We start from the raw sequence: 19,249 nt of genomic DNA on the forward strand, positions 1-19,249 counted from the left end.
CGTGGAGGCGTCGATGGCGTCGCCGTCCTCGCTGCTGCACTGGACCCGCCGCATGATCGAGATCCGCAAGCAGAACCTCGCCTTCGGCCTCGGCTCCTACCGGGAGCTGCCGTCGTCGAACCCGGCCGTGATCGCGTTCCTGCGCGAGTACGAGGACGACCTCGTGCTGTGCGTGAACAACTTCTCCCGGTTCGCCCAGCCGACGGAGCTGGACCTGAGCGCGTTCAACGGACGCCACCCGGTCGAGCTGTTCGGCGGGGTGCGCTTCCCGGCCGTCGGTGAGCTGCCGTACCTGCTGACCCTCGCCGGGCACGGCTTCTACTGGTTCCGGCTGCGCAAGGACGCCGCGTAGGGCGTCGGCCCGACCCCGGGCGGGGCGGTTTCTCCCGCCCCACCCGGGGCACGCATCAGTAACACCCCGACCACCCCCGGGGAAAGGACGCGACGTATGTCGGAAGCCGTCACCCGTACCGTCACCAGCAGTCCCGGCCTCCTGGCGTCCCTGGATCCACTGCTGCGCGAGTGGCTGCCGAGGCAGCGCTGGTTCGCGGGAAAGGGACGTCCGGTCACCGGGTTCTCGCTGGTCGCCGTCACCGAGCTGCTGCCCACGGGCGGCAAGCTGGGCCTGTACCACCTGCTGGTGCGCGCGCACCAGCCGTCCACGCCGGGCGGGGAATCCCATCCCGGCGACTGCTACCAGTTGCTCATAGGCGCGCGCGAGGCGCTGCCGCCCCGGCTGGCGCCCGCGCTGATCGGACACGTGGAGGAGGGCCCGCTCGCCGGTCACACGGTGTACGAGGCCCTGTACGACCCCCGGCCCGCCGAACTGCTCCTGGAGGCGATGCGCACCCAGGCCCGGATCGGCGGGCTTCGCTTCGAGCGGGACCCGGCCCAGGAGATCCGCGGCGGGCTGGTGCCCCGGGTGATGACCGCCGAGCAGTCGAACTCGTCGGTCGTCTATGGAGATACGTTTATTCTGAAGCTGCTGCGCCGCATCGTGCCCGGCGTCAACCCCGATCTGGAGCTGCCGCTGGCGCTGGCCCGCGAGGGCTGCCCGCGGGTGCCGGCGCCGGTGGCGTGGCTGCGGGCCGAACTGGGCGGTGAGCCGTACGTCCTCGGTGTGCTGCAGCCCTTCCTGCAGGGCGCGGCGGACGGCTGGGAGCTGGCGCTGCGCGAGCTGGCCAAGGGCGAGGACTTCGGCGCCGAGGCGCGCGCCCTCGGGCGCGCCACCGCCGAGGTGCACACGGCGCTGGCCCGCGCCCTGCCGACCGTCACCCTGGCCCACCACCAGGTGCAGTCGATGGCCGACGGGATGACCGAGCGCCTGGACGCGGCCGCACAGGCGGTGCCCGCGCTGCGGCCGCACGTGCCCGGGCTGCGTTCGGCGTTCACGGCACTGGCCGACCTGGCCGCCGAGGGCCACACCTGGACCGCGCAGCGCGTCCACGGCGACCTGCACCTCGGGCAGTGCCTGCGCTCGCCGGCCGGCCAGTGGTGGCTGATCGACTTCGAGGGGGAACCGTCGAAGCCGCTGTCCGAGCGGCGGCTGCCGCATCCGCCGCTGCGGGACATCGCGGGGATGCTGCGCTCCTTCGACTACGCGGCGCTCTCGGCGGACCCGCCCGCGCCGGAGTGGGCCGAGACCTGCCGGGCCGCGTACTGCTCCGGATACGGCGAGGTCAGCGGCCGGGATCCGCGCACCGACCCGGTGCTGCTGCGGGCCTACGAGACGGACAAGGCCGTGTACGAGGTCGTCTACGAGGCCCGGCACCGTCCGGACTGGCTCGCCGTACCGATGGCGGCGATCGAGCGCTACGCCGCGTCCGACCTGATCTGACCGACCGACCTGACGTCGCCCAGGAGGCTCCGCCCGTGACCCCCCGCCCCCCGTCCAGCGGACCGGATCCGAAGCAGACGGCCGAGCAGACGGCCGCCGCGGAGACGAGCACCGCGAAGAGGACAGCCGAGAAGACCCCGGCCGGGAAGAGCCCGGCCGAGAAGAGCACCGTACGCAGGACCGCCGAGAAGGCGGCGAGGAGCGTGAAGAAGGCCGCGGAGAAGGCGGTCGCTCCCGCCGGATCGGCGGGAGCGAAGACGGCGGCGAAGAAGACGGCGGCCAAGAAGGCCGTCGCCAAGAAGGCCGTCGCGAAGAAGGCGGTGACCAAGAAGGCCGCCGCGCAGACCGCCACCGCGGCGACCGCTCCCGCCAAGAAGACCACTGCCGAGAAGACCACTGCCGAGAAGACCGCGGTGAAGAGGACGGCGGCCGGGAAGACCGCTGCGGAGAAGACCGCCGTCAAGAAGGCCGTGGCGAAGAAGGCCGTCGCGAAGAAGGCCGTGGCCGGGCCGTCGGCCGGGGAGACCGGGGCCGTCGCGGCGGGCGCGGCGGGCGCGGCCGAGAAGGCCGCCGCCCGGAAGACCGCCGCCACCGCGAAGAAGACCGCGCCGAGGAAGAGCGCGCCCCGGAAGGCCGCCGAACCGGCGGCCCGGCCGGCCTCCGTGACGGCGCCGGCCCCGGCCGCCGCGCGGGAGACCCCCGCCGAGCCCTCGGTCGAGACCCCCGTCGAGGTCGCCGTCTCCCCCGCCGTCGGGGCCCCGGACCGCGAGCGGCTGCTCGACGGCTCGCACCACTCCCCGCACTCCGTGCTCGGCGCCCACCCGGTGCCGGGCGGGGTGGCCTTCCGCGCCTTCCGCCCGTACGCCCTGTCGGTCACCGTGGTCGCCGGGGACCTGCGGGCGGAGTTGCACGACGACGGCGACGGCTTCTTCTCCGGGCTGATGCCGTTGTCCGAGGTCCCGGTCTACCGGCTCCTGGTGGCGTACGAGGGCACGGTGCAGGACACCCCGGACGCCTACGGCTTCCTGCCCACGCTCGGCGATCTCGACCTGCACCTGATCGGCGAGGGACGCCACGAGGAGCTGTGGCAGGCCCTCGGCGCGCATCCCATGACCCACCAGGGCGTGACCGGCACCCGCTTCGCGGTCTGGGCGCCGAACGCGCGCGGTGTGCGGGTGGCCGGCACCTTCAACTTCTGGGACGGCACGGGCCACGCGATGCGCGCGCTGGGCTCGTCCGGCGTCTGGGAGCTGTTCGTGCCCGGCGTCGGCGAGGGCGAGCTGTACAAGTTCGAGATCACCCGGCCCGACGGTGCGAAGACACTGCGCGCCGACCCGCTGGCCCGCCGCACGGAGGTCCCGCCCGCCACCTCCTCGATCGTCACCGCCTCGCACCACGTGTGGCAGGACGCCGAGTGGCTGGAGCGCCGCGCCGCACTCCCCGCGCACAAGGCCCCGTTCGCCGTGTACGAGGTCCACCTGCCGTCCTGGCGGCCCGGCCTGACGTACCGTCAACTCGCCGAGCAACTGCCCCGGTACGTCAAGGACCTCGGCTTCACCCACGTCGAGCTGATGCCGGTCGCCGAGCACCCCTTCGGCGGATCCTGGGGCTACCAGGTCACCGGCTTCTACGCGCCCACCGCCCGCCTGGGCACCCCCGACGACTTCAAGTACCTGGTGGACGCGCTGCACCAGGCCGGGGTCGGCGTCCTGATGGACTGGGTCCCGGCGCACTTCCCGCGTGACGCCTGGGCGCTGGCGGAGTTCGACGGCCGCCCGCTGTACGAGCACCAGGACCCGCTGCGCGCCGCGCACCCCGACTGGGGCACCCTGGAGTTCGACTACGGGCGCAACGAGGTGCGCAACTTCCTGGTCGCCAACGCCGTGTACTGGTGCGAGGAGTTCCACATCGACGGCCTGCGCGTGGACGCCGTCGCCTCCATGCTCTACCTCGACTACTCGCGCGAGCCGGGCCAGTGGACGCCGAACGTGTACGGCGGGCGGGAGAACCTGGACGCGGTGGCGTTCCTCCAGGAGATGAACGCCACCGTGTACCGGCGGGTGCCGGGCGTGGTGACCGTCGCGGAGGAGTCGACGGCGTGGGACGGGGTCACGCGGGCCACCCACCACAAGGGGCCGGGCGGCTTCGGCGGGCTCGGTTTCGGGCTGAAGTGGAACATGGGCTGGATGCACGACTCGCTGGACTACATGAGCCACGACCCGGTCCACCGCAAGTACCACCACGACGAGATGACCTTCTCGATGGTGTACGCCTACAGCGAGAACTACGTCCTGCCCATCTCCCACGACGAGGTGGTCCACGGCAAGGGCTCGCTGGTGTCGAAGATGCCCGGCGACTGGTGGCAGCAGCGCGCCAACCTGCGCGCCTACCTGGGATTCATGTGGTCCCATCCGGGCAAGCAACTGCTCTTCATGGGACAGGAGTTCGCGCAGGGCGCCGAGTGGTCCGAGACGCACGGCCCCGACTGGTGGCTGCTCGACCCGGGCTACGGCGCCGAGGCCGACCACCGGGGCGTGCGCGACCTGGTCCGCGACCTGAACGCCGTCTACCGGCACACGCCCGCCCTGTGGCAGTGCGACACCGAGCCCGAGGGCTTCCAGTGGATCGTCGGGGACGCGGCCGAGGACAACGTCTTCGCGTTCCTGAGGCTGGACGCCGACGGCAGTCCGCTGCTCGCGGTCTCCAACTTCGCCCCCGTCGTACGGACCGGGTACCGCCTCGGCGTACCCGACGACGTCCCCGCCTGGCACGAGGTCCTCAACACCGACGCGGCGAAGTACGGCGGCAGCGACGTCACCAACCCGGACGTGGTCAAGCCGGAGCCCCGCGGAGCGCACGGCCGCCCGGCCAGTGTCCGGCTGACGCTGCCGCCGCTGGCGACGGTCTGGCTGCGCCCGGCGTAGCCCGGCCGGCCCGGGCCGGACGTCCGGCGACCGTTGTCGTCCGGCGTCGCGTCCGGCCCTCCTGTCGGATCGCCGTCCGGCAGGAGGGCCGGACGGCGACGGCCCGGGCCGCGGCCGACGGCGGCGCGGCCCGCGGCACCGTCGGCGGACCCGGCGGACCCGGCGGACCCGGCGGACCCGGTGGGCCCGCCGACGGTGCCGGCCGGTGTTCAGCCGGTGGCCAGCGCCTTCGGCGGCTTTCCGGTGTGCAGCACGCCCAGCCGCTGGGTGGCCCGGGTCAGCGCCACGTACAGGTCGCTCGTGCCGTACCGTCCGGGCTCGACCACCAGCACCGTGTCGAACTCCAGCCCCTTGGCCTGCCGCGGGTCCAGCAGGACGACGGCCCGTGTCAGGTCGGGCTGCGCTCCCGCGGTCACCCCGTCCAGCCGTGCGGCCAGCTTGCGGTGCAGCTCGCGCGGGGCGATCACCGCCAGCCGCCCCTCCGCCGGGGTGAGTTCCCGGACCGCCTCCGCCACCGCGCCGGGCAGGTCGGTGGTGGCGCGGATCCAGGGCCGTACGCCCGTGGACCGCACGGAACTCGGTGGCGCGAAGTCCGGGTCCTCGGCCCGTACGACGGCCGCCGCCAGCTCCATGATCTCGGCGGGGGTGCGGTAGTTGACGCCCAGACGGGTGTGGACCCAGCGGTCCTCGACATAGGGTTCGAGGATCTTCGCCCAGGAGCCGACACCGGCCGCCTCCGCGGTCTGCGCCGGGTCGCCCACCAGGGTCATCGAGCGGGTGGGGCAGCGCCGCATCAGCATCCGCCACGCCATGGGCGACAGCTCCTGCGCCTCGTCGACGATGATGTGCCCGAACGCCCAGGTGCGGTCGGCCGCCGCGCGCTCGGCGGCGCTGCGGTGGTCGTCCTGCTCGTGCCGTTCGGCGAACCGTTCGGCGTCGATGATGTCGTGCGCGGACAGCACCTCGCTGTCCTCGTCCTCCTTGTCGTCGAACTCGTAGGTGCGGGAGGCGTAGGAGACGTCGAGGACGCCCTGCGCGTAGGCGATCTGGGTCCGGCGTTCGCGGTCCGCGCGCGCCCGGGCCGTGCGGTCGTCCTCGCCGAGGAGCTCGGCCGCCTCGTCCAGCAGCGGAACGTCCGCCACGGTCCACGCCCGGGTCACCGGGCGCCGGACGGCGGCCGCGTCCTCGTCGGGGAGGTGGCCGACGGGGTCGGCGAGGAAGTCCGCGACCAGCCGCTCGGGCGTCAGCCGCGGCCAGAGCTGGTCGATGGCGGCCCACACCTCCGGGTTCTCGGCGAGTTCGTCCCGGATCTGGGTGATGTCGCTCGGGTCGAGGAGGTTCGTGCCGTCGTAGGGGTCGGTGCCGATGCGCTCGGCGACCATGTCGGTGAGCGTGTTGAGGATGTGCCCCTCGAAGGTCTCGCGGGCGGCGTTGTGCGGCAGCCCGGCGGCGCGGGTGCGCTCCCGCGCCACGCGCACCAGGTCGTCGTCGAGCATCAGGATCTCGCGGTCGTGCTCGATCGCGATCACCGGTTCGGGCAGCGCCTGCCGGTCGCGGACGACCTCGGCGAGCACGTCCGCCATGGCGGCGCGGCCCTTGACCGCGGCCGCCTCGCGGGTGTCGGCCGCCGTCGCCTTGACGCCGGGGAACAGTTCGCCCACCGTCGACAGCAGCACGCCGGTCTCGCCGAGGGAGGGCAGCACCTCGCCGATGTAACCGAGGAAGGCCGGGTTCGGGCCGACGATGAGCACGGCGCGCTTGGCCAGCAGTTCCCGGTGCTCGTACAGGAGGTAGGCCGCGCGGTGCAGCGCGACCGCCGTCTTGCCGGTGCCGGGGCCGCCCTCGACGACCAGCACCCCGCGGTGCGGGGCGCGGATGATCCGGTCCTGCTCGGCCTGGATGGTCTGCACGATGTCGCCCATCCGGCCGGTGCGCGCGGAGTTGAGCGCGGCCAGCAGCACGGCGTCGCCGGACGGGTCCTCGTGGCCGGTGCGCGTCTCGTCGCCGAGGTCGAGGATCTCGTCGTGCAGGGCGGTCACCGTGCGGCCGCTGGTGGTGATGTGCCGGCGCCTGCGCAGGCCCATCGGGGTGTGGCCGGTGGCCAGGTAGAAGGGGCGGGCGACAGCGGCCCGCCAGTCGATGAGGATCGGGGTGCGGTCGGTGTCGTCCGCGCGCAGGCCGACGCGGCCGATGTGGTGGCTGGTGCCCGAGGCGAGGTCGATGCGGCCGAAGCAGAGCGAGCCGTCGACCGCGTTCAGCGCGGCGAGCAGCCCGGAGCGCTCGGCGACCAGGATGTCCCGCTCCAGCCGGGCCTGCATGGGCGTGCTGCCCTGGGCGAGCGCGTCGGTGACGGCGGTCTCGGTGTCGCCGCGCAGGGCGTCGACGCGCGCGTACATGCCGTCGATGAATTCCTGTTCACGCCTCAATTCACCGTCATGAAAGTCGGTGTTTGACAATTCCGCTCCCGCCCGGATATACTGTGCCCACTGAACTTATCCGCGATTCGCATGATGAAGTCGCGAATCAATGAATATACGCAAGAAAATCCCCCGAGCGCAATTGCTCGGGGGATTTTTCGTGGCGTCGTCCGGGCCGGCCGGACGGTCACAGCACATCGGTCACAGCACGTCGGACAGTTCCTCCAGCAGCCGCCGCTTGGGCCGGGCGCCCACCATCGCCTTCACCGGCTCGCCGTCCCGGAAGACCATGAAGGTCGGCATCGACAGCACCTTGTACGCGTTCGTCGTCTCCGGATTGGTGTCCACGTCCAGCTGGACCACCTTCAGCCGCTCGCCCTCCTCGGCCGCGAGGGCGGTGAGCACCGGCCCCATCTGCCGGCACGGCGGGCACCAGTCGGCGGTGAACTCCACCAGCACCGGCAGCTCCGCCCCGATCACCTCCGCCCCGAAGTCCGCGTCGGTCACCTCGGTCACTCCGGCCGCCCTGATCACAGTTCCGTCCCTCCCAGTTCGCACAACGGTGGTGGTTCGCCTTCGGCCATGGCCAGCCGCACGCCGATCTTCGCCCGCACGGCCTGCAGCTCCCCGATCAAGGCGTCGAGTTCGTCCAGCTTGCGCCGGTAGACCTCGATCGAGGCGGGACAGGTGTCACCCTCCGGGTGGCCCGCCCGCAGGCACTCCACGAAGGGCCGCGTCTCCTCCAGCTCGAACCCGAAGTCCTGGAGGGTCCTGATCTGCCTGAGCAGCCTCAGATCGCTCTCGTCGTACGTCCGGTACCCGTTGTCGCCGCGCCGCGCGGGCAGCAGCCCGCGCGACTCGTAGTACCGCAGCGTCCGCGTAGTGGTCCCGGCCCGTGCGGCCAGCTCGCCGATTCGCATGCGTACGACGGTACGGCTTGACGCCGACGTCAAGGCAACACCGGCCGCCCGGCCGACCTCGCCGTCCGCCCGCCTCGCCGTCCGCCCGCGTCACCGCTTGTGCGCGGCGGCCGGGTGGACCGTCCCGTGCGCGGCGGCTGGGCGGCCCGTCGTTTGCGCGGCGGCCGGGTGGACCGTCGCTTGAGCGGCGGCCGGGTGGACCGTCCTGTGCGTCGCGGTCGGACGGAGCGTCGGCGGCTCGCATCCCAGCCAGCACTGCGCCCTCGACCACAGCGGCTCCTCGGCCCGCCGGAACCACGCCCGGGCCGCCTCGGGGCGTCCGGTGAGCAGCAGGAGCAGTGCCGCGACCGGTGCGCGGACCTCCTCGCCCTCGCCGCGCGTCCAGTCGATGTCGGTGGCGACGAGCCGGGCCTGCGGCCGCGGCCACGGACGGGGCGGGAAGCGCATGGTCCACACGCGTTCGGCCGCGTCGCGGGCCGCCGCCGGCGGCATCTCCCGCTCCCGGCCGAGGGCAAGGGCGATGTCCTGGCCGTGGACCAGCAGGTCGAGCAGCGTCTCGTGCGGGGTGGTGCCCGGCGCCGCGCGGCGGGAGCCGACGGCGGAGCGCAGGGCGGCGACGATCTCACCGACGGGCCGCCGGCCCTCGCGGACCGACACGTCGTGGATCATGCGGTGCGGGTCCCCGTGGGCGCGCAGCAGCTCGCGCAGGACGTCCCGCCCGTGGCTGCGCGGTCCGACGGTCAGGTGCGCGGCGACGTCCCGCACCCGCCAGTCGCCGCACAGGGTGGGCGCCTCCCACTCCTCGGGGCTCAGTCCCTCCAGCAGATCGGCCAGACCCGCCCGCTCCTGGTCGACGTAGCGCCAGAGCTCATCCCTGTCCAGGACCGTGACCATGGGGATCACCACCCAGTCGACTGGCAAGCTTCGCCGACCAACATAGCCAGGGAACCGGCCGACACCAAGATGCCGGAAAGGTCCCGGAAAAGTACGGAAGGGTTGTTGACGGCGGGCGCGGAACGTGCAAACCCGATCAGGCCGCGGCCGGACACCGTACGGCGCCGGACCAGCACCCGCTAGACCAGCACCCCCGCGGACTCCTCCACCTCCAGCAGTGAGGCGCTCCGTCGTTCCCGGTCGAAGGCGGCGCGGCCGCCGCGCAGGCCGAACAGGCGCTTGGTGAGGGCGATGTAGAGGACGGCGAGGATGTTGAGGACCAGGGTGGTGATCTTCAGCCAGCTGACGTGCCCGGTGAGTTCGTAGATCTCCAGCGGCAGGAAGGCGGAGGTGGCGACCACCGTCAGGTACTCCGCCCAGCGTTTGGCGTACCAGAGGCCGACCGCCTCGACGAGTTCGACCACCGCGTACGCCAGCAGCAGCCCGGCCAGCAGCAGGAGGGTGTCGTGCCGGTAGCCGAAGGCCTTCTGGATGGTGCCGACGACGGGCGAGTGGTCCAGGTCGTAGTGGAAGTGCCGGAAGACCGGCCGGAAGACGTCGAGGTACTCGTCGAAGAGCCGGCGCACCGCGTTCTGGCTGTTGCTGAACCTCCACACGGCCACCGCGACCAGCACGATGAACACGCCGCGCACCGCCCGTTCGATCGCCAGGAAGCGCAGCACGAACAGGTCCCGCAGCACCTTGCCGCGCGGCACCAGCGGGGCGTCGGCCGCGGGCCCCGAGCCGTGCGGCTCGCCGAGCACGAAGTCGCCGCAGCGCAGACAGCGCCACACCTCGCCGAGCGCGGTCCCGGCGTGCAGCCGCACCCGCAGGCGGGGGTCGTCCGGCGCGTAGGTGACGTGCCCCTTGCGGGCGCACGTCCGCCGGTCCCAGTCGATCGCCATCCCGCGTGCCTCCACAGATACGTGCCGCGCCGGTACACCGCCGGCGCGGCACGCTAGTGGACGACGGTAAGAGACCGGTGAGGATCAGCGGCTCCCGCTGGACTGCCGCACCTTCTCACTCCTCTTCCCTTCCCCCTCGGATCCGGCCGTCCCCTCGGATCCGGCAGTCCCCTCGGCAACGGCGGTCCCCTCGGCCTCGGCCGCCCCCGCGGCCTTGCGTCCGCGCGGCAGCAGCACCGCCACCAGCACCGTGCCGACGCCGAGGATCACCGCACCGGTCAGGCTGGTGCGGGCGACCGCGTCGGCGAAGGCCGAGCCGACCGCGTCCGCCAGTTGCCGGGCGCCCTCGGCGAGCTGCCCGGCCTGGACCTTCAGCCCGGCGGCCTGCTGCGGGTCGGTCGCCTGCCGGGCCTGTGCGGCGGCCTGCTGCGCCTTCTCGCCGAGGCCGTGCGCGACCGCGTACCCGGCGCCGACCGAGTCCTGCGCGGTGGCCAGACCGGCGGCGGGCAGCGGACTGCCGGCGGCGGCGTCGGCGAGGCGGTCCGAGTAGGACGTCCCCAGCAGCGAACCGAGGATCGCGATGCCGAGCGAGCCGCCGAGTTCCAGCGAGGTGTCGTTCACCGCGCCGCCGACGCCCAGGTCGGACTCCGGGAACACCCCCATGATCGTGTCCGTGCAGGGCGAGAGCGCGAGCCCGATGGCCAGGCCCAGGACGACGAGGGGGACGACGAGATCGCCGTACGACGAGCCGGCGTCGACCCGGGTGAGCAGCGCGAGGGCGGCCGTCCCGCCGACCATGCCCGCGGTGACCGTCCACTTCATGCCGACCCGCGGGGTGAGCAGGCCGGTCAGGCCCGCGCCGACGAACACGGCACCGGCCAGGGGCAGCATGCGCAGGCCGGTCTCCAGGGCGTCGTAGCCGAGGACGAACTGCAGGTACTGGGTGAGGCAGTAGAAGGCGCCGAAGACGGCCAGGAAGAACAGGGCCACGGCGAGGTTGGCGCCGGCGAAGGCGCGGTGCGCGAAGCGGCGTACGTCGATCAGCGGGCGCGGGTGGCGCAGCTCCCACAGCACGAAGGCCACCAGGCCGACGCCCGCGACGACCGCGGCCGTGACCGCCTTCACGCCCCAGCCGAAGTGCGGGCCCTCGATGATCATGTAGATCAGCGAGCCGATCCACAGCACGGACAGCAGGCCGCCGACGTGGTCGATGCGCTCGTGGTGGGCGGCCCTGGACGGCGGCACGAGGACGAAGCACGCGAGCAGGGCGACGGCGGCCACCGGGACGTTGATCAGGAACGTCGAGGACCAGCCGTGGCGCTCCAGCAGCGCACCGGCGACGACCGGGCCGGCCGCGATCGCCAGGCCGGCGGTGGCGGTCCACGCGGTGATCGCCCTGGCCCGCTCGGCACGCGGGAAGGTCGCGGCGAGCAGGGAGAGCGTGGCGGGCATGATCAGCGCGGCGCCGGCCCCCATCACGGCGCGCGCCGCGATGACCGTCGCGGCGCTGTCGGCGAGGTAGCCGAAGACCGCACCGGCCCCGAACACCGTGAGCCCGGCGGCGAGCGCACCGCGGCGGCTGTACTTGTCGCCGATCGCGCCGAGCAGCAGCATCAGCGCGGCGTACGGCACGGTGTAGCCGTCGATCACCCATTGCAGGTCGGCGCTGGACAGACCCAGGTCCCGGGTCATGTCGGGCGCCGCGACGGTGAGGGCGGTGTTGGCCATCACGATGATCAGCAGGCTCAGGCAGAGCACCAGGAGCGCCCACCGGCGCCGGGCGTAGGGGCGGTCCATCCTTTCGACCGGTTCGTTCATGACGAGTCGCATGGGCGGGAGCGCCTTCCTCGGACGACAGGACTTCGACACGGCTTGCACAGCCGTGTGCACTTGCACAACGATGTGCAATGTATGTCGCTTGCACATCGCTGTGCAAACGAGGGAGGTGAAGCCCATGCCGGCGAAGTCCGTGCCGGGGCCCACGGCGAAGCCCACGCAAGGGAAACGGGCGCGCCAGGCACAATGGCGGTCATGACCACGGGTAACACCAGCCGCGCCGACGCGAACCGCCGCCGCATCCTCGACGTCGCCCTCGCCGAGCTGCTGCGCGACCCCGACGCGTCCATGGACCAGATCGCGCGCGCCGCGGGCGTCGTACGACGGACGGTGTACGGGCACTTCCCGAGTCGTGAGGCGCTGGTCGACACCATCATCGACGGGGCCGTGGAGGCGGTGGCCGCCGCGCAGGAGGCCGCCCGCGCGGGGGTGCGCGACCCCGCCGAGGCGGTGGCGCGTTCGGTCCTCGCGATCTGGGAGATCGCCGACCGCTACCGGCTGCTGGTGGCCCTCGCCCAGCGCACGGTCACCGTGCGGAGCATCCGCGAGCGCCTCGCGCCGGTCCGGGAGAGCGCCGTGGAACTGCTCCAGCACGGCTTGGACGAAGGGGTGTTCAGCTCCCCGCTGCCCGCGCCGGCGCTCGCCTTCGTGCACGAGCAGATCCTGTTCGCGCTGATGGAGGCGGTGAACGAGGACCTGCTGGAATCGCCGAAGGCGGGCCGCTCCGCCGCGGTCACCGTGCTGACCGCGGCGGGCGTACCCGCCGGGGAGGCCACCGGACTGGTGGCGAAACTGAGCGATTGAGGCAATCGGGCAAGGGACCGGGCGGCCGAGCGACGGGGGAGCACCCAGCCGCCCGGAGCGCGGAAGACCTGGACGACCCCGGACGAACTTGGACGGACCCTGGACGACCCTGGACGCCAGAGCCTACGCCCGGGCGAGTTCCTTCTCGCTGCCCTGCTCGGGCACCTCGGGGCGCTCGGCCTGGTCCTCGTCGAGGAGCGTCGTCTCGTCGAAGGGCAGTTCGCCGGCGAGGACCCTCCGGACGCGGTCCCTGTCGATCTCCTTCGTCCAGGTGCCGATGAGGACGGTGGCGACGGAGTTGCCCGCAAAGTTCGTCAGGGCGCGGGCCTCGCTCATGAACCGGTCGATGCCGACGATCAGGCCGACGCCGTCCACCAGCGCGGGCTTGTGCGACTGCAGGCCGCCGGCCAGGGTCGCCAGACCGGCGCCGCTGACGCCGGCCGCGCCCTTGGACGCCAGCAGCAGGAACAGCAGCAGCGGGATCTGCTCGCCGAGGGACATCGGGGTGCCCAGGGCGTCGGCGATGTAGAGCGACGCCATGGTCATGTAGATCATCGTGCCGTCGAGGTTGAAGGAGTAGCCGGTCGGGACGGTGATGCCGACCACGGCCTTGCTGACGCCCAGGTGCTCCATCTTCGCGATGAGCCGCGGCAGCGCGGACTCGGAGGAGGAGGTGGACAGGATGAGCAGGAACTCCCGCGCCAGGTACTTGAACAGGGTGAGGATGTTCAGCCCGGCGACCACCCGCAGCAGCACGCCGAGGACGAGGAAGACGAACAGCACGCAGGTGACGTAGAAGCCGAGCATCAGCACCGCGAGGCTCTTGAGGGCCTCGACGCCGGAGGAGCCGACGACCGCGGCGATGGCTCCGAACGCGCCGACCGGGGCGGCCCACATCACCATGGCGAGGATGCGGAAGACCAGCCGCTGGACGTGCTCCACACCGCGCAGCACCGGCTGCCCGGCCGGGCCCATGGCCTGCAGCGCGAACCCGGCGAGCAGCGCCACGAGCAGCGTCTGCAGCACCTGGCCCTCGGTGAACGCGGACACGAAGGTCACCGGGATGATCGACAGCACGAAGTCGACCGGCGGCAGCGCGTCCGCGGAGACCTGGTCGTGCCCGGTCGCCTTGACCGCGTCGGTCAGGTGCAGCCCGTCGCCGGGGTGCAGGACGTTGCCGACCAGCAGGCCGATGCTCAGCGCGACCAGCGACATCACCAGGAAGTAGCCGAGCGCCATGCCGCCGACGGCGCCGACCTTGGCGGCCTTGCGGACCGAACCGATGCCGAGCACGATCGTGCAGAAGATGATCGGCGAGATCATCATCTTGATCAGGTTCACGAAGCCGGTGCCGAGCGGCTTCAGCTCGACGCCCGCGTCGGGCCAGATGAGTCCCACGGCGATCCCGAGCGCCACCGCGACGATCACCGCGATGTACAGGTAATGGGTGCGGTCCCGCTTCTCGGCGGGTGCGGCAGGTGCCGTATCGGGGGTGCTGGCGGCCACGGCTGCCCTCCTTGACGTCTTCGTCGGTCACACCGGCGTGCGGCTCACGTCCGGGGGTTGTGGGGGATTGCCGTGACTATCTCCCGGCCTGTGGGGCCGGTCACCCTTGCGTTCATTTAGTTCACGCCCGGCGTGCGGGGCACACTGGCGGCATGCGCCTTCCCGTCCCGAGACCCCGCAGCCTGGCGGGGCAGCTCTTCGCCATGCAGGCCGTGCTGATAGCGGTCGTCGTCGCCGGGTACGCGCTGTTCACCTACATCAGCGATCAGCGGCAGGCCGAGGAGGCGGCCGGCCGGCAGGCCATGGCGGTGACCCGCGCGGTGGCGGACTCCCCTTCGGTCAGGGCGGCGATCCGCACCTCCGATCCCAGCGCCCGGCTCCAGCCGTACGCGCTGCGGGTGATGCGCGACTCGGACGTCGACTTCGTCACGATCATGGACCCGCGGGGGATCCGCTGGACGCACCCCCGCGCGGACCAGATCGGCAAGCACTTCCGCGGCACCATCGACCGGGCGCTGAAGGGCGAGTCCTTCACCGAGACCTACACCGGCACGCTCGGCCCGTCGGTGCGGGCCGTCACCCCGGTCGTCGGCGACGACCGCCGTATCGTCGGCCTGGTCAGCGCGGGCATCAAGGTGGACGCGATCAGCAAGCGGGCGCAGGGCCAGGTGTCGGCGCTGCTCGGCGTCGCGGCGGGCGCCCTCGCCCTCGGCGCGGTCGGAACGTACGTCGTCAACGCCCGGCTGCGCCGTCACACTCACGGCATGAACGCGACCGAGCTGAGCCGCATGCACGACTACCACCAGGCCGCCCTGCACGCCGTGCGGGAGGGACTGCTGATGCTGGACGGGCAGTACCGGGTGGCGCTGATCAACGACGGCGGACGGGAGTTGCTGGGGGTGGGGCCCGACGTGGTGGGCAGGTCGGTGGCCGAACTCGGGCTGCCGGCCCCGCTGACCGGGGCGCTGCTGGCCTCCGAACCCCGGGTGGACGAGGTGCACCTGACGTCCACGCGGGTCCTGGTGGTCAACACCTCGCCGGTGTCGGGCGGAGAGCGCCGGGGCGCCGTGGTCACCCTCCGGGACGTTACCGAACTCCAGTCCCTGATGGGCGAGTTGGATTCCGAACGGGGCTTCACGCAGGCGCTGCGCTCGCAGGCGCACGAGGCGGCGAACCGGCTGCACACGGTGGTGTCGCTGATCGAACTCGGCCGGGCGGACGAGGCGGTCGAGTTCGCGACGGCGGAGCTGGAACTCGCCCAGGCGCTCACCGACCAGGTGGTCGCGGCGGTCGGCGAGCCGGTGCTCGCGGCCCTGCTCCTGGGCAAGACGGCACAGGCCAACGAGCGGGGCGTGGAGCTGGTGGTGTCGCCGGACAGCCGCCTGGACGACGGGCTGCTGCCGGAGAGCCTGCCGGGCCGGGACCTGGTGACCATCCTGGGCAACCTGGTCGACAACGCCGTGGACGCGGCGCAGGGCAGCCCGCGGGCCCGGGTGACGGTGACGGCGTACACGGACGGGGACGAACTGGTCCTGCGGGTGTCCGACACGGGCCGCGGGGTGGACCCGGACCACGCGGAGCTGGTGTTCCGGCGCGGGTTCTCCACCAAGCCGGCCGGACCCGGCGGGCGCGGCCTGGGGCTGGCGCTCGTCCGGCAGGCCGTGCACCGGCACGCGGGGACCCTGACCGTGGCGGATGCGGACGGGGGCGGGGCGGAGTTCGAGGTGCGGCTGCCGCTGAGCGAGCAGGGCGCCGTGGCCGCCGGGAGCGGCGCATGACGAGCGACCGGCCCATCCGCGTCCTGGTGGTGGAGGACGACCCGGTGGCCGCCGACGCGCACGTCATGTACGTCGGCCGGGTGGCCGGCTTCGTGGCCGTCGGCACGGCGCGCACGGGGGGCGAGGCGCGCCGCGTCCTCGACCGCACGCCCGTCGACCTGCTCCTGCTGGACCTGCACCTGCCCGACGTGCACGGCCTGCAGCTGGCCCGCTCGCTGCGGGCGGCCGGACACCACGCGGACGTCATAGCGGTGACATCGGCGCGGGATCTGGCGGTGGTGCGGGAAGGGGTGTCGCTGGGCGTGGTGCAGTACGTGCTGAAGCCGTTCACCTTCGCGACCCTGCGGGACCGGCTGGTGCGGTACGCCGAGTTCCACGCGGCGGTGGGCGAGGCGAGCGGGCAGGACGAGGTGGACCGGGCGCTGGCCACGCTGCGGGCGCCCTCGCCGGCGGCCCTGCCGAAGGGCCTGAGCGCCCCGACGCTGGAACGCGTGACCGTGGCACTGCGCGACCGCACCGAGGGGCTGACGGCCGCCCAGGTGGCGGAGACGGTGGGCATCTCCCGGATCACCGCCCGCCGCTACCTGGAACACCTCGTGGACACCGGGAGGGCGGCACGGAACCCGCAGTACGGAACGGTGGGCCGGCCAGAACTGCGCTACCGCTGGGTGAAAGCCCCGTAGCCGAAGCACGGGCGACGGGTGGCGGGTGACGGGGGCCGCGGGACACTGAGGCCGCAGGCCGGGCGGGTGTGGGGGTGTGGATCGCGCCGGTGGTTACCGGGCCGTAGGGGCGGGGCCGGTCATGGCGGTGGTGAGTGGGGGTGGGGGGTTCGCCGCCGGCGGTGCACGGCATGTGCCCGCTCACCTCGCTCTTCGCCGCGTGGCCGACGCGCCTGCCGCGCCCGATCGCCGCCCCGCCGCCCCGCCGGGTCAAACACCCGTTCCCCGTCCGGCCGCCCCCGCGGCCGGAACCGTAGGTTCCTACGATCTGTGATCCTGGCCGAACAGAACGTAGTCATCGCGGGTCCGGAGCCCTACGTTGAGGGCCGTGCGCCAACCACCCCCCGCTCGGCCGAACCGGCCCGCCACCCCCAATCCGCCCTTCGACGCCCCCGCCGCGCGCCGTCTGCGCGCCGCCCTGAACATGGGGCCCGAGCACGTCGCCTTCGGGCTGCGCGCCTCCTACGGACTGCCCTACGTCACCCCGGACCTCGTCATCGCCTGGGAGCACGAACTGACCGCCCCGACCGGCCCCGAACTCACCGCTCTGGCCGGAGTCCTGTGGTGTTCGCCGGACGAACTCCGCGGCAGACCCCGCACGTTGCGCGAGCACCGCATCGCCCGCGGACTCGCCCCGGAGGACGTCGCCCACGCCGTCGGGCTCGAACTCCTCGCCTATCTGCACATGGAGCAGCACGACTGCTGGCGCGGCAGCGACCGTCAGTCGGCCGCCCTCGCCGACCTGCTCGCCCTCTCGCTGCCGGACTTCATCTCGGTCACGGGACGCGACGGGAAACTCGCCCAACTGCTGCGCAGCGCCGTGACCTCACGCTGGCAGGCGTACGTCCGGCCGGTGGGCAGGACGGTGCCCCTGGACCGGCGCCTGCTCGCGGACGCCCTGCAGGAACTGCACCAGGACTACCAGCGGCAGACGACCGCCGCCCCGAGCCGGGGCGGCGGCGACGCGGGCCGGGAGTTCCTGCACCGGATCGTCGACCGCTTCTGGGCCGCGGTCCAGGACAACACCGTCTGAGCCGGACCCCGCGGGAGCAGACCCTACGGGGGCAGACCCTACGGGGGCAGACCCCGCGGGAGCGCACCCCGCGGGAGCGCACCCCGCGGGGGCAGACCCGGCAGCAGCGGACCCGGCAGGGGCGGACCCTGCGGGGACGGACCCGGCAGGGACGGACCCGGCAGGGACGGACCCGGCAGGGACGGACCCGGCAGGGACGGACCCGGCAGGGACGGACCCGGCAGGGACGGACCCGGCAGGGACGGACCCGGCAGGGACGGACCCGGCAGGGACGGACCCGGCAGGGACGGACCCGGCAGGGACGGGCCCGTCCAGGACCGTCCGGAGCGGTCTAGAAGACCGACTCCGCCTCGTCCATCCGGTCCTTCGGCACGGTCTTCAGCTCGGTGACCGCGTCCGCCAGCGGCACCATCACGATGTCGTTGCCGCGCAGCGCGGTCATCCGGCCGAACTCGCCGCGGTGCGCGGCCTCGACGGCGTGCCAGCCGAAGCGGGTGGCGAGGACGCGGTCGTAGGCGGTCGGCACGCCGCCGCGCTGGACGTGGCCGAGGATGACCGGCTTGGCCTCCTTGCCGAGGCGGCGCTCCAACTCGTAGGCGAGGGCGGTGCCTATGCCCTGGAAGCGCTCGTGGCCGTACTTGTCGATCTCGCCCTTGCCGTAGTCCATGGTGCCCTCGGCGGGGTGGGCGCCCTCCGCCACGCAGATGACGGCGAACTTCTTCCCCCGCGAGAAGCGCTCCTCGACCATCTTGACCAGGGCGGCCGGGTCGAAGGCCCGCTCGGGCAGGCAGATGCCGTGCGCGCCGGCCGCCATGCCGGACTCGAGGGCGATCCATCCGGCGTGCCGGCCCATCACCTCGACGACCATCACGCGCTGGTGCGACTCGGCGGTCGTCTTCAGGCGGTCCATCGCCTCGGTGGCGACCCCGACGGCGGTGTCGAAGCCGAAGGTGCGGTCGGTGGAGGAGATGTCGTTGTCGATCGTCTTGGGGACGCCGACCACCGGCAGCCCCGCGTCCGACAGCATGCGCGCCGCCGTCAGGGTGCCCTCGCCGCCGATCGGGATCAGCGCGTCGATGCCGAACTCGCGGACGATGTCGGAGGCGTTCTCGCAGGCCTCGCGCAGGCGGTCACGCTCCAGCCGCGAGGAGCCGAGGATGGTGCCGCCGCGGGCCAGGATGCCGCTGACCGCGTTGAGGTCGAGGCCGCGGTAGCGGCCGTCCAGCAGGCCCGCGTAGCCGTCCACGAAGCCGATGACCTCGTCGCCGTACGCCGTCACCGCTCGGTGCACGACCGACCGGATCACGGCGTTCAGGCCAGGGCAGTCGCCGCCTGCGGTGAGAACTCCGATGCGCATCGTGCTGTGTCTCCTGCTCGCTTCTGGTCGCCGATGAGCCGGATTGCTGGTTCCGGTGAGCCAGTTCGATTGTTCCATGCCGCACAAGGCCATAGTGCTTCTGTCCGGTCCCTCCCGGACGGAAGCCGTGTGGGCCATTGGTCCCGATCTTGCTGCGGAACGGTGCTCCGGCCAGGGGCGGAGGTACTGTCAAGAGGGCTGCGCTCACCCCGGTGGGCGATTTCCGCGACCGCGTGCGCACCCCGCCTCCTGCCCGGACGACGCCAGGCCCCGGCAC

At 72.9% G+C, this 19,249-nt stretch carries 15 protein-coding genes; 7 read left to right on the top strand and 8 right to left on the bottom strand.

Going from position 1 to position 19,249, the window contains the following annotated elements; translation table 11 throughout:
• From VKA29_RS09020 to glgB, 3 genes are all read left to right on the top strand, one after another.
• A partial coding sequence (locus VKA29_RS09020) for an alpha-glucosidase C-terminal domain-containing protein (protein ID WP_324784748.1) occupies positions 1-352 on the top strand: 352 nt, incomplete at its 5' end.
• 96 nt (positions 353-448) lie between these two features.
• Positions 449-1,837 (top strand): maltokinase N-terminal cap-like domain-containing protein, encoded by a 1,389-nt coding sequence (locus VKA29_RS09025; RefSeq protein WP_324784749.1) that lies wholly within the window; start codon positions 449-451, stop codon positions 1,835-1,837.
• A 35-nt stretch (positions 1,838-1,872) separates the two neighbouring features.
• On the top strand, positions 1,873-4,761 hold the full coding sequence (glgB, locus tag VKA29_RS09030) for a 1,4-alpha-glucan branching enzyme (protein ID WP_324784750.1): 2,889 nt from the start codon (positions 1,873-1,875) through the stop codon (positions 4,759-4,761).
• A 209-nt stretch (positions 4,762-4,970) separates the two neighbouring features.
• Here the strand turns inward: glgB and VKA29_RS09035 are convergent, their stop codons facing one another.
• The 6 genes from VKA29_RS09035 to VKA29_RS09060 all read right to left on the bottom strand — a co-directional run bounded on the left by VKA29_RS09035 (position 4,971) and on the right by VKA29_RS09060 (position 11,766).
• Positions 4,971-7,187, bottom strand: coding sequence for a HelD family protein (locus VKA29_RS09035; protein WP_324784751.1), 2,217 nt, complete (start codon positions 7,185-7,187; stop codon positions 4,971-4,973).
• Positions 7,188-7,379: 192 nt separating this feature from the next.
• Positions 7,380-7,694 (bottom strand): thioredoxin family protein, encoded by a 315-nt coding sequence (locus VKA29_RS09040; protein ID WP_324784753.1) that lies wholly within the window; start codon positions 7,692-7,694, stop codon positions 7,380-7,382.
• 14 nt (positions 7,695-7,708) lie between these two features.
• Positions 7,709-8,098 carry a MerR family transcriptional regulator gene (locus tag VKA29_RS09045; RefSeq protein WP_324784754.1) on the bottom strand — a complete coding sequence of 130 codons (390 nt, stop codon included), beginning with the start codon at positions 8,096-8,098 and terminating at the stop codon, positions 7,709-7,711.
• A gap of 90 nt (positions 8,099-8,188) precedes the next feature.
• Positions 8,189-9,019: a maleylpyruvate isomerase family mycothiol-dependent enzyme gene (locus VKA29_RS09050; protein WP_324784756.1), complete on the bottom strand. Its 831-nt coding sequence runs from the start codon at positions 9,017-9,019 to the stop codon at positions 8,189-8,191.
• A gap of 152 nt (positions 9,020-9,171) precedes the next feature.
• The gene (locus VKA29_RS09055; RefSeq protein ID WP_324784757.1) at positions 9,172-9,936 is read right to left on the bottom strand and encodes a DUF2127 domain-containing protein; all 765 of its coding nucleotides are present in this window, start codon (positions 9,934-9,936) and stop codon (positions 9,172-9,174) included.
• 84 nt (positions 9,937-10,020) lie between these two features.
• Complete coding sequence (locus VKA29_RS09060) at positions 10,021-11,766, bottom strand: MFS transporter (RefSeq protein WP_324784758.1); 1,746 nt, start codon at positions 11,764-11,766, stop codon at positions 10,021-10,023.
• A gap of 192 nt (positions 11,767-11,958) precedes the next feature.
• On the opposite strand from VKA29_RS09060, the gene VKA29_RS09065 reads away from it, so the two are divergent.
• A complete protein-coding gene (locus VKA29_RS09065) occupies positions 11,959-12,576 on the top strand; it encodes a TetR/AcrR family transcriptional regulator (protein WP_324784759.1) in 618 nt (205 codons plus the stop codon).
• 123 nt (positions 12,577-12,699) lie between these two features.
• Here the strand turns inward: VKA29_RS09065 and VKA29_RS09070 are convergent, their stop codons facing one another.
• The gene (locus VKA29_RS09070; RefSeq protein ID WP_324784760.1) at positions 12,700-14,082 is read right to left on the bottom strand and encodes a cation:dicarboxylate symporter family transporter; all 1,383 of its coding nucleotides are present in this window, start codon (positions 14,080-14,082) and stop codon (positions 12,700-12,702) included.
• Positions 14,083-14,234: 152 nt separating this feature from the next.
• On the opposite strand from VKA29_RS09070, the gene VKA29_RS09075 reads away from it, so the two are divergent.
• The 3 genes from VKA29_RS09075 to VKA29_RS09085 all read left to right on the top strand — a co-directional run bounded on the left by VKA29_RS09075 (position 14,235) and on the right by VKA29_RS09085 (position 17,615).
• A complete protein-coding gene (locus VKA29_RS09075) occupies positions 14,235-15,860 on the top strand; it encodes a sensor histidine kinase (protein WP_324784761.1) in 1,626 nt (541 codons plus the stop codon).
• Positions 15,857-16,543, top strand: a complete 687-nt coding sequence (locus VKA29_RS09080) for a response regulator (RefSeq protein WP_324784762.1) — start codon at positions 15,857-15,859, stop codon at positions 16,541-16,543. Before VKA29_RS09075 ends, VKA29_RS09080 begins: the two co-directional genes overlap by 4 nt.
• A 367-nt stretch (positions 16,544-16,910) precedes the next feature.
• Positions 16,911-17,615 carry an XRE family transcriptional regulator gene (locus tag VKA29_RS09085; RefSeq protein WP_324784763.1) on the top strand — a complete coding sequence of 235 codons (705 nt, stop codon included), beginning with the start codon at positions 16,911-16,913 and terminating at the stop codon, positions 17,613-17,615.
• 331 nt (positions 17,616-17,946) lie between these two features.
• Here VKA29_RS09085 and VKA29_RS09090 read toward each other — a convergent pair whose 3' ends face one another.
• Positions 17,947-18,972 (bottom strand): ATP-dependent 6-phosphofructokinase, encoded by a 1,026-nt coding sequence (locus tag VKA29_RS09090; protein WP_324784764.1) that lies wholly within the window; start codon positions 18,970-18,972, stop codon positions 17,947-17,949.
• Between the last annotated feature and the right edge of the window lie 277 nt (positions 18,973-19,249).

This window comes from Streptomyces sp. H51 (assembly GCF_035656535.1).
GTDB lineage: Bacteria > Actinomycetota > Actinomycetes > Streptomycetales > Streptomycetaceae > Streptomyces.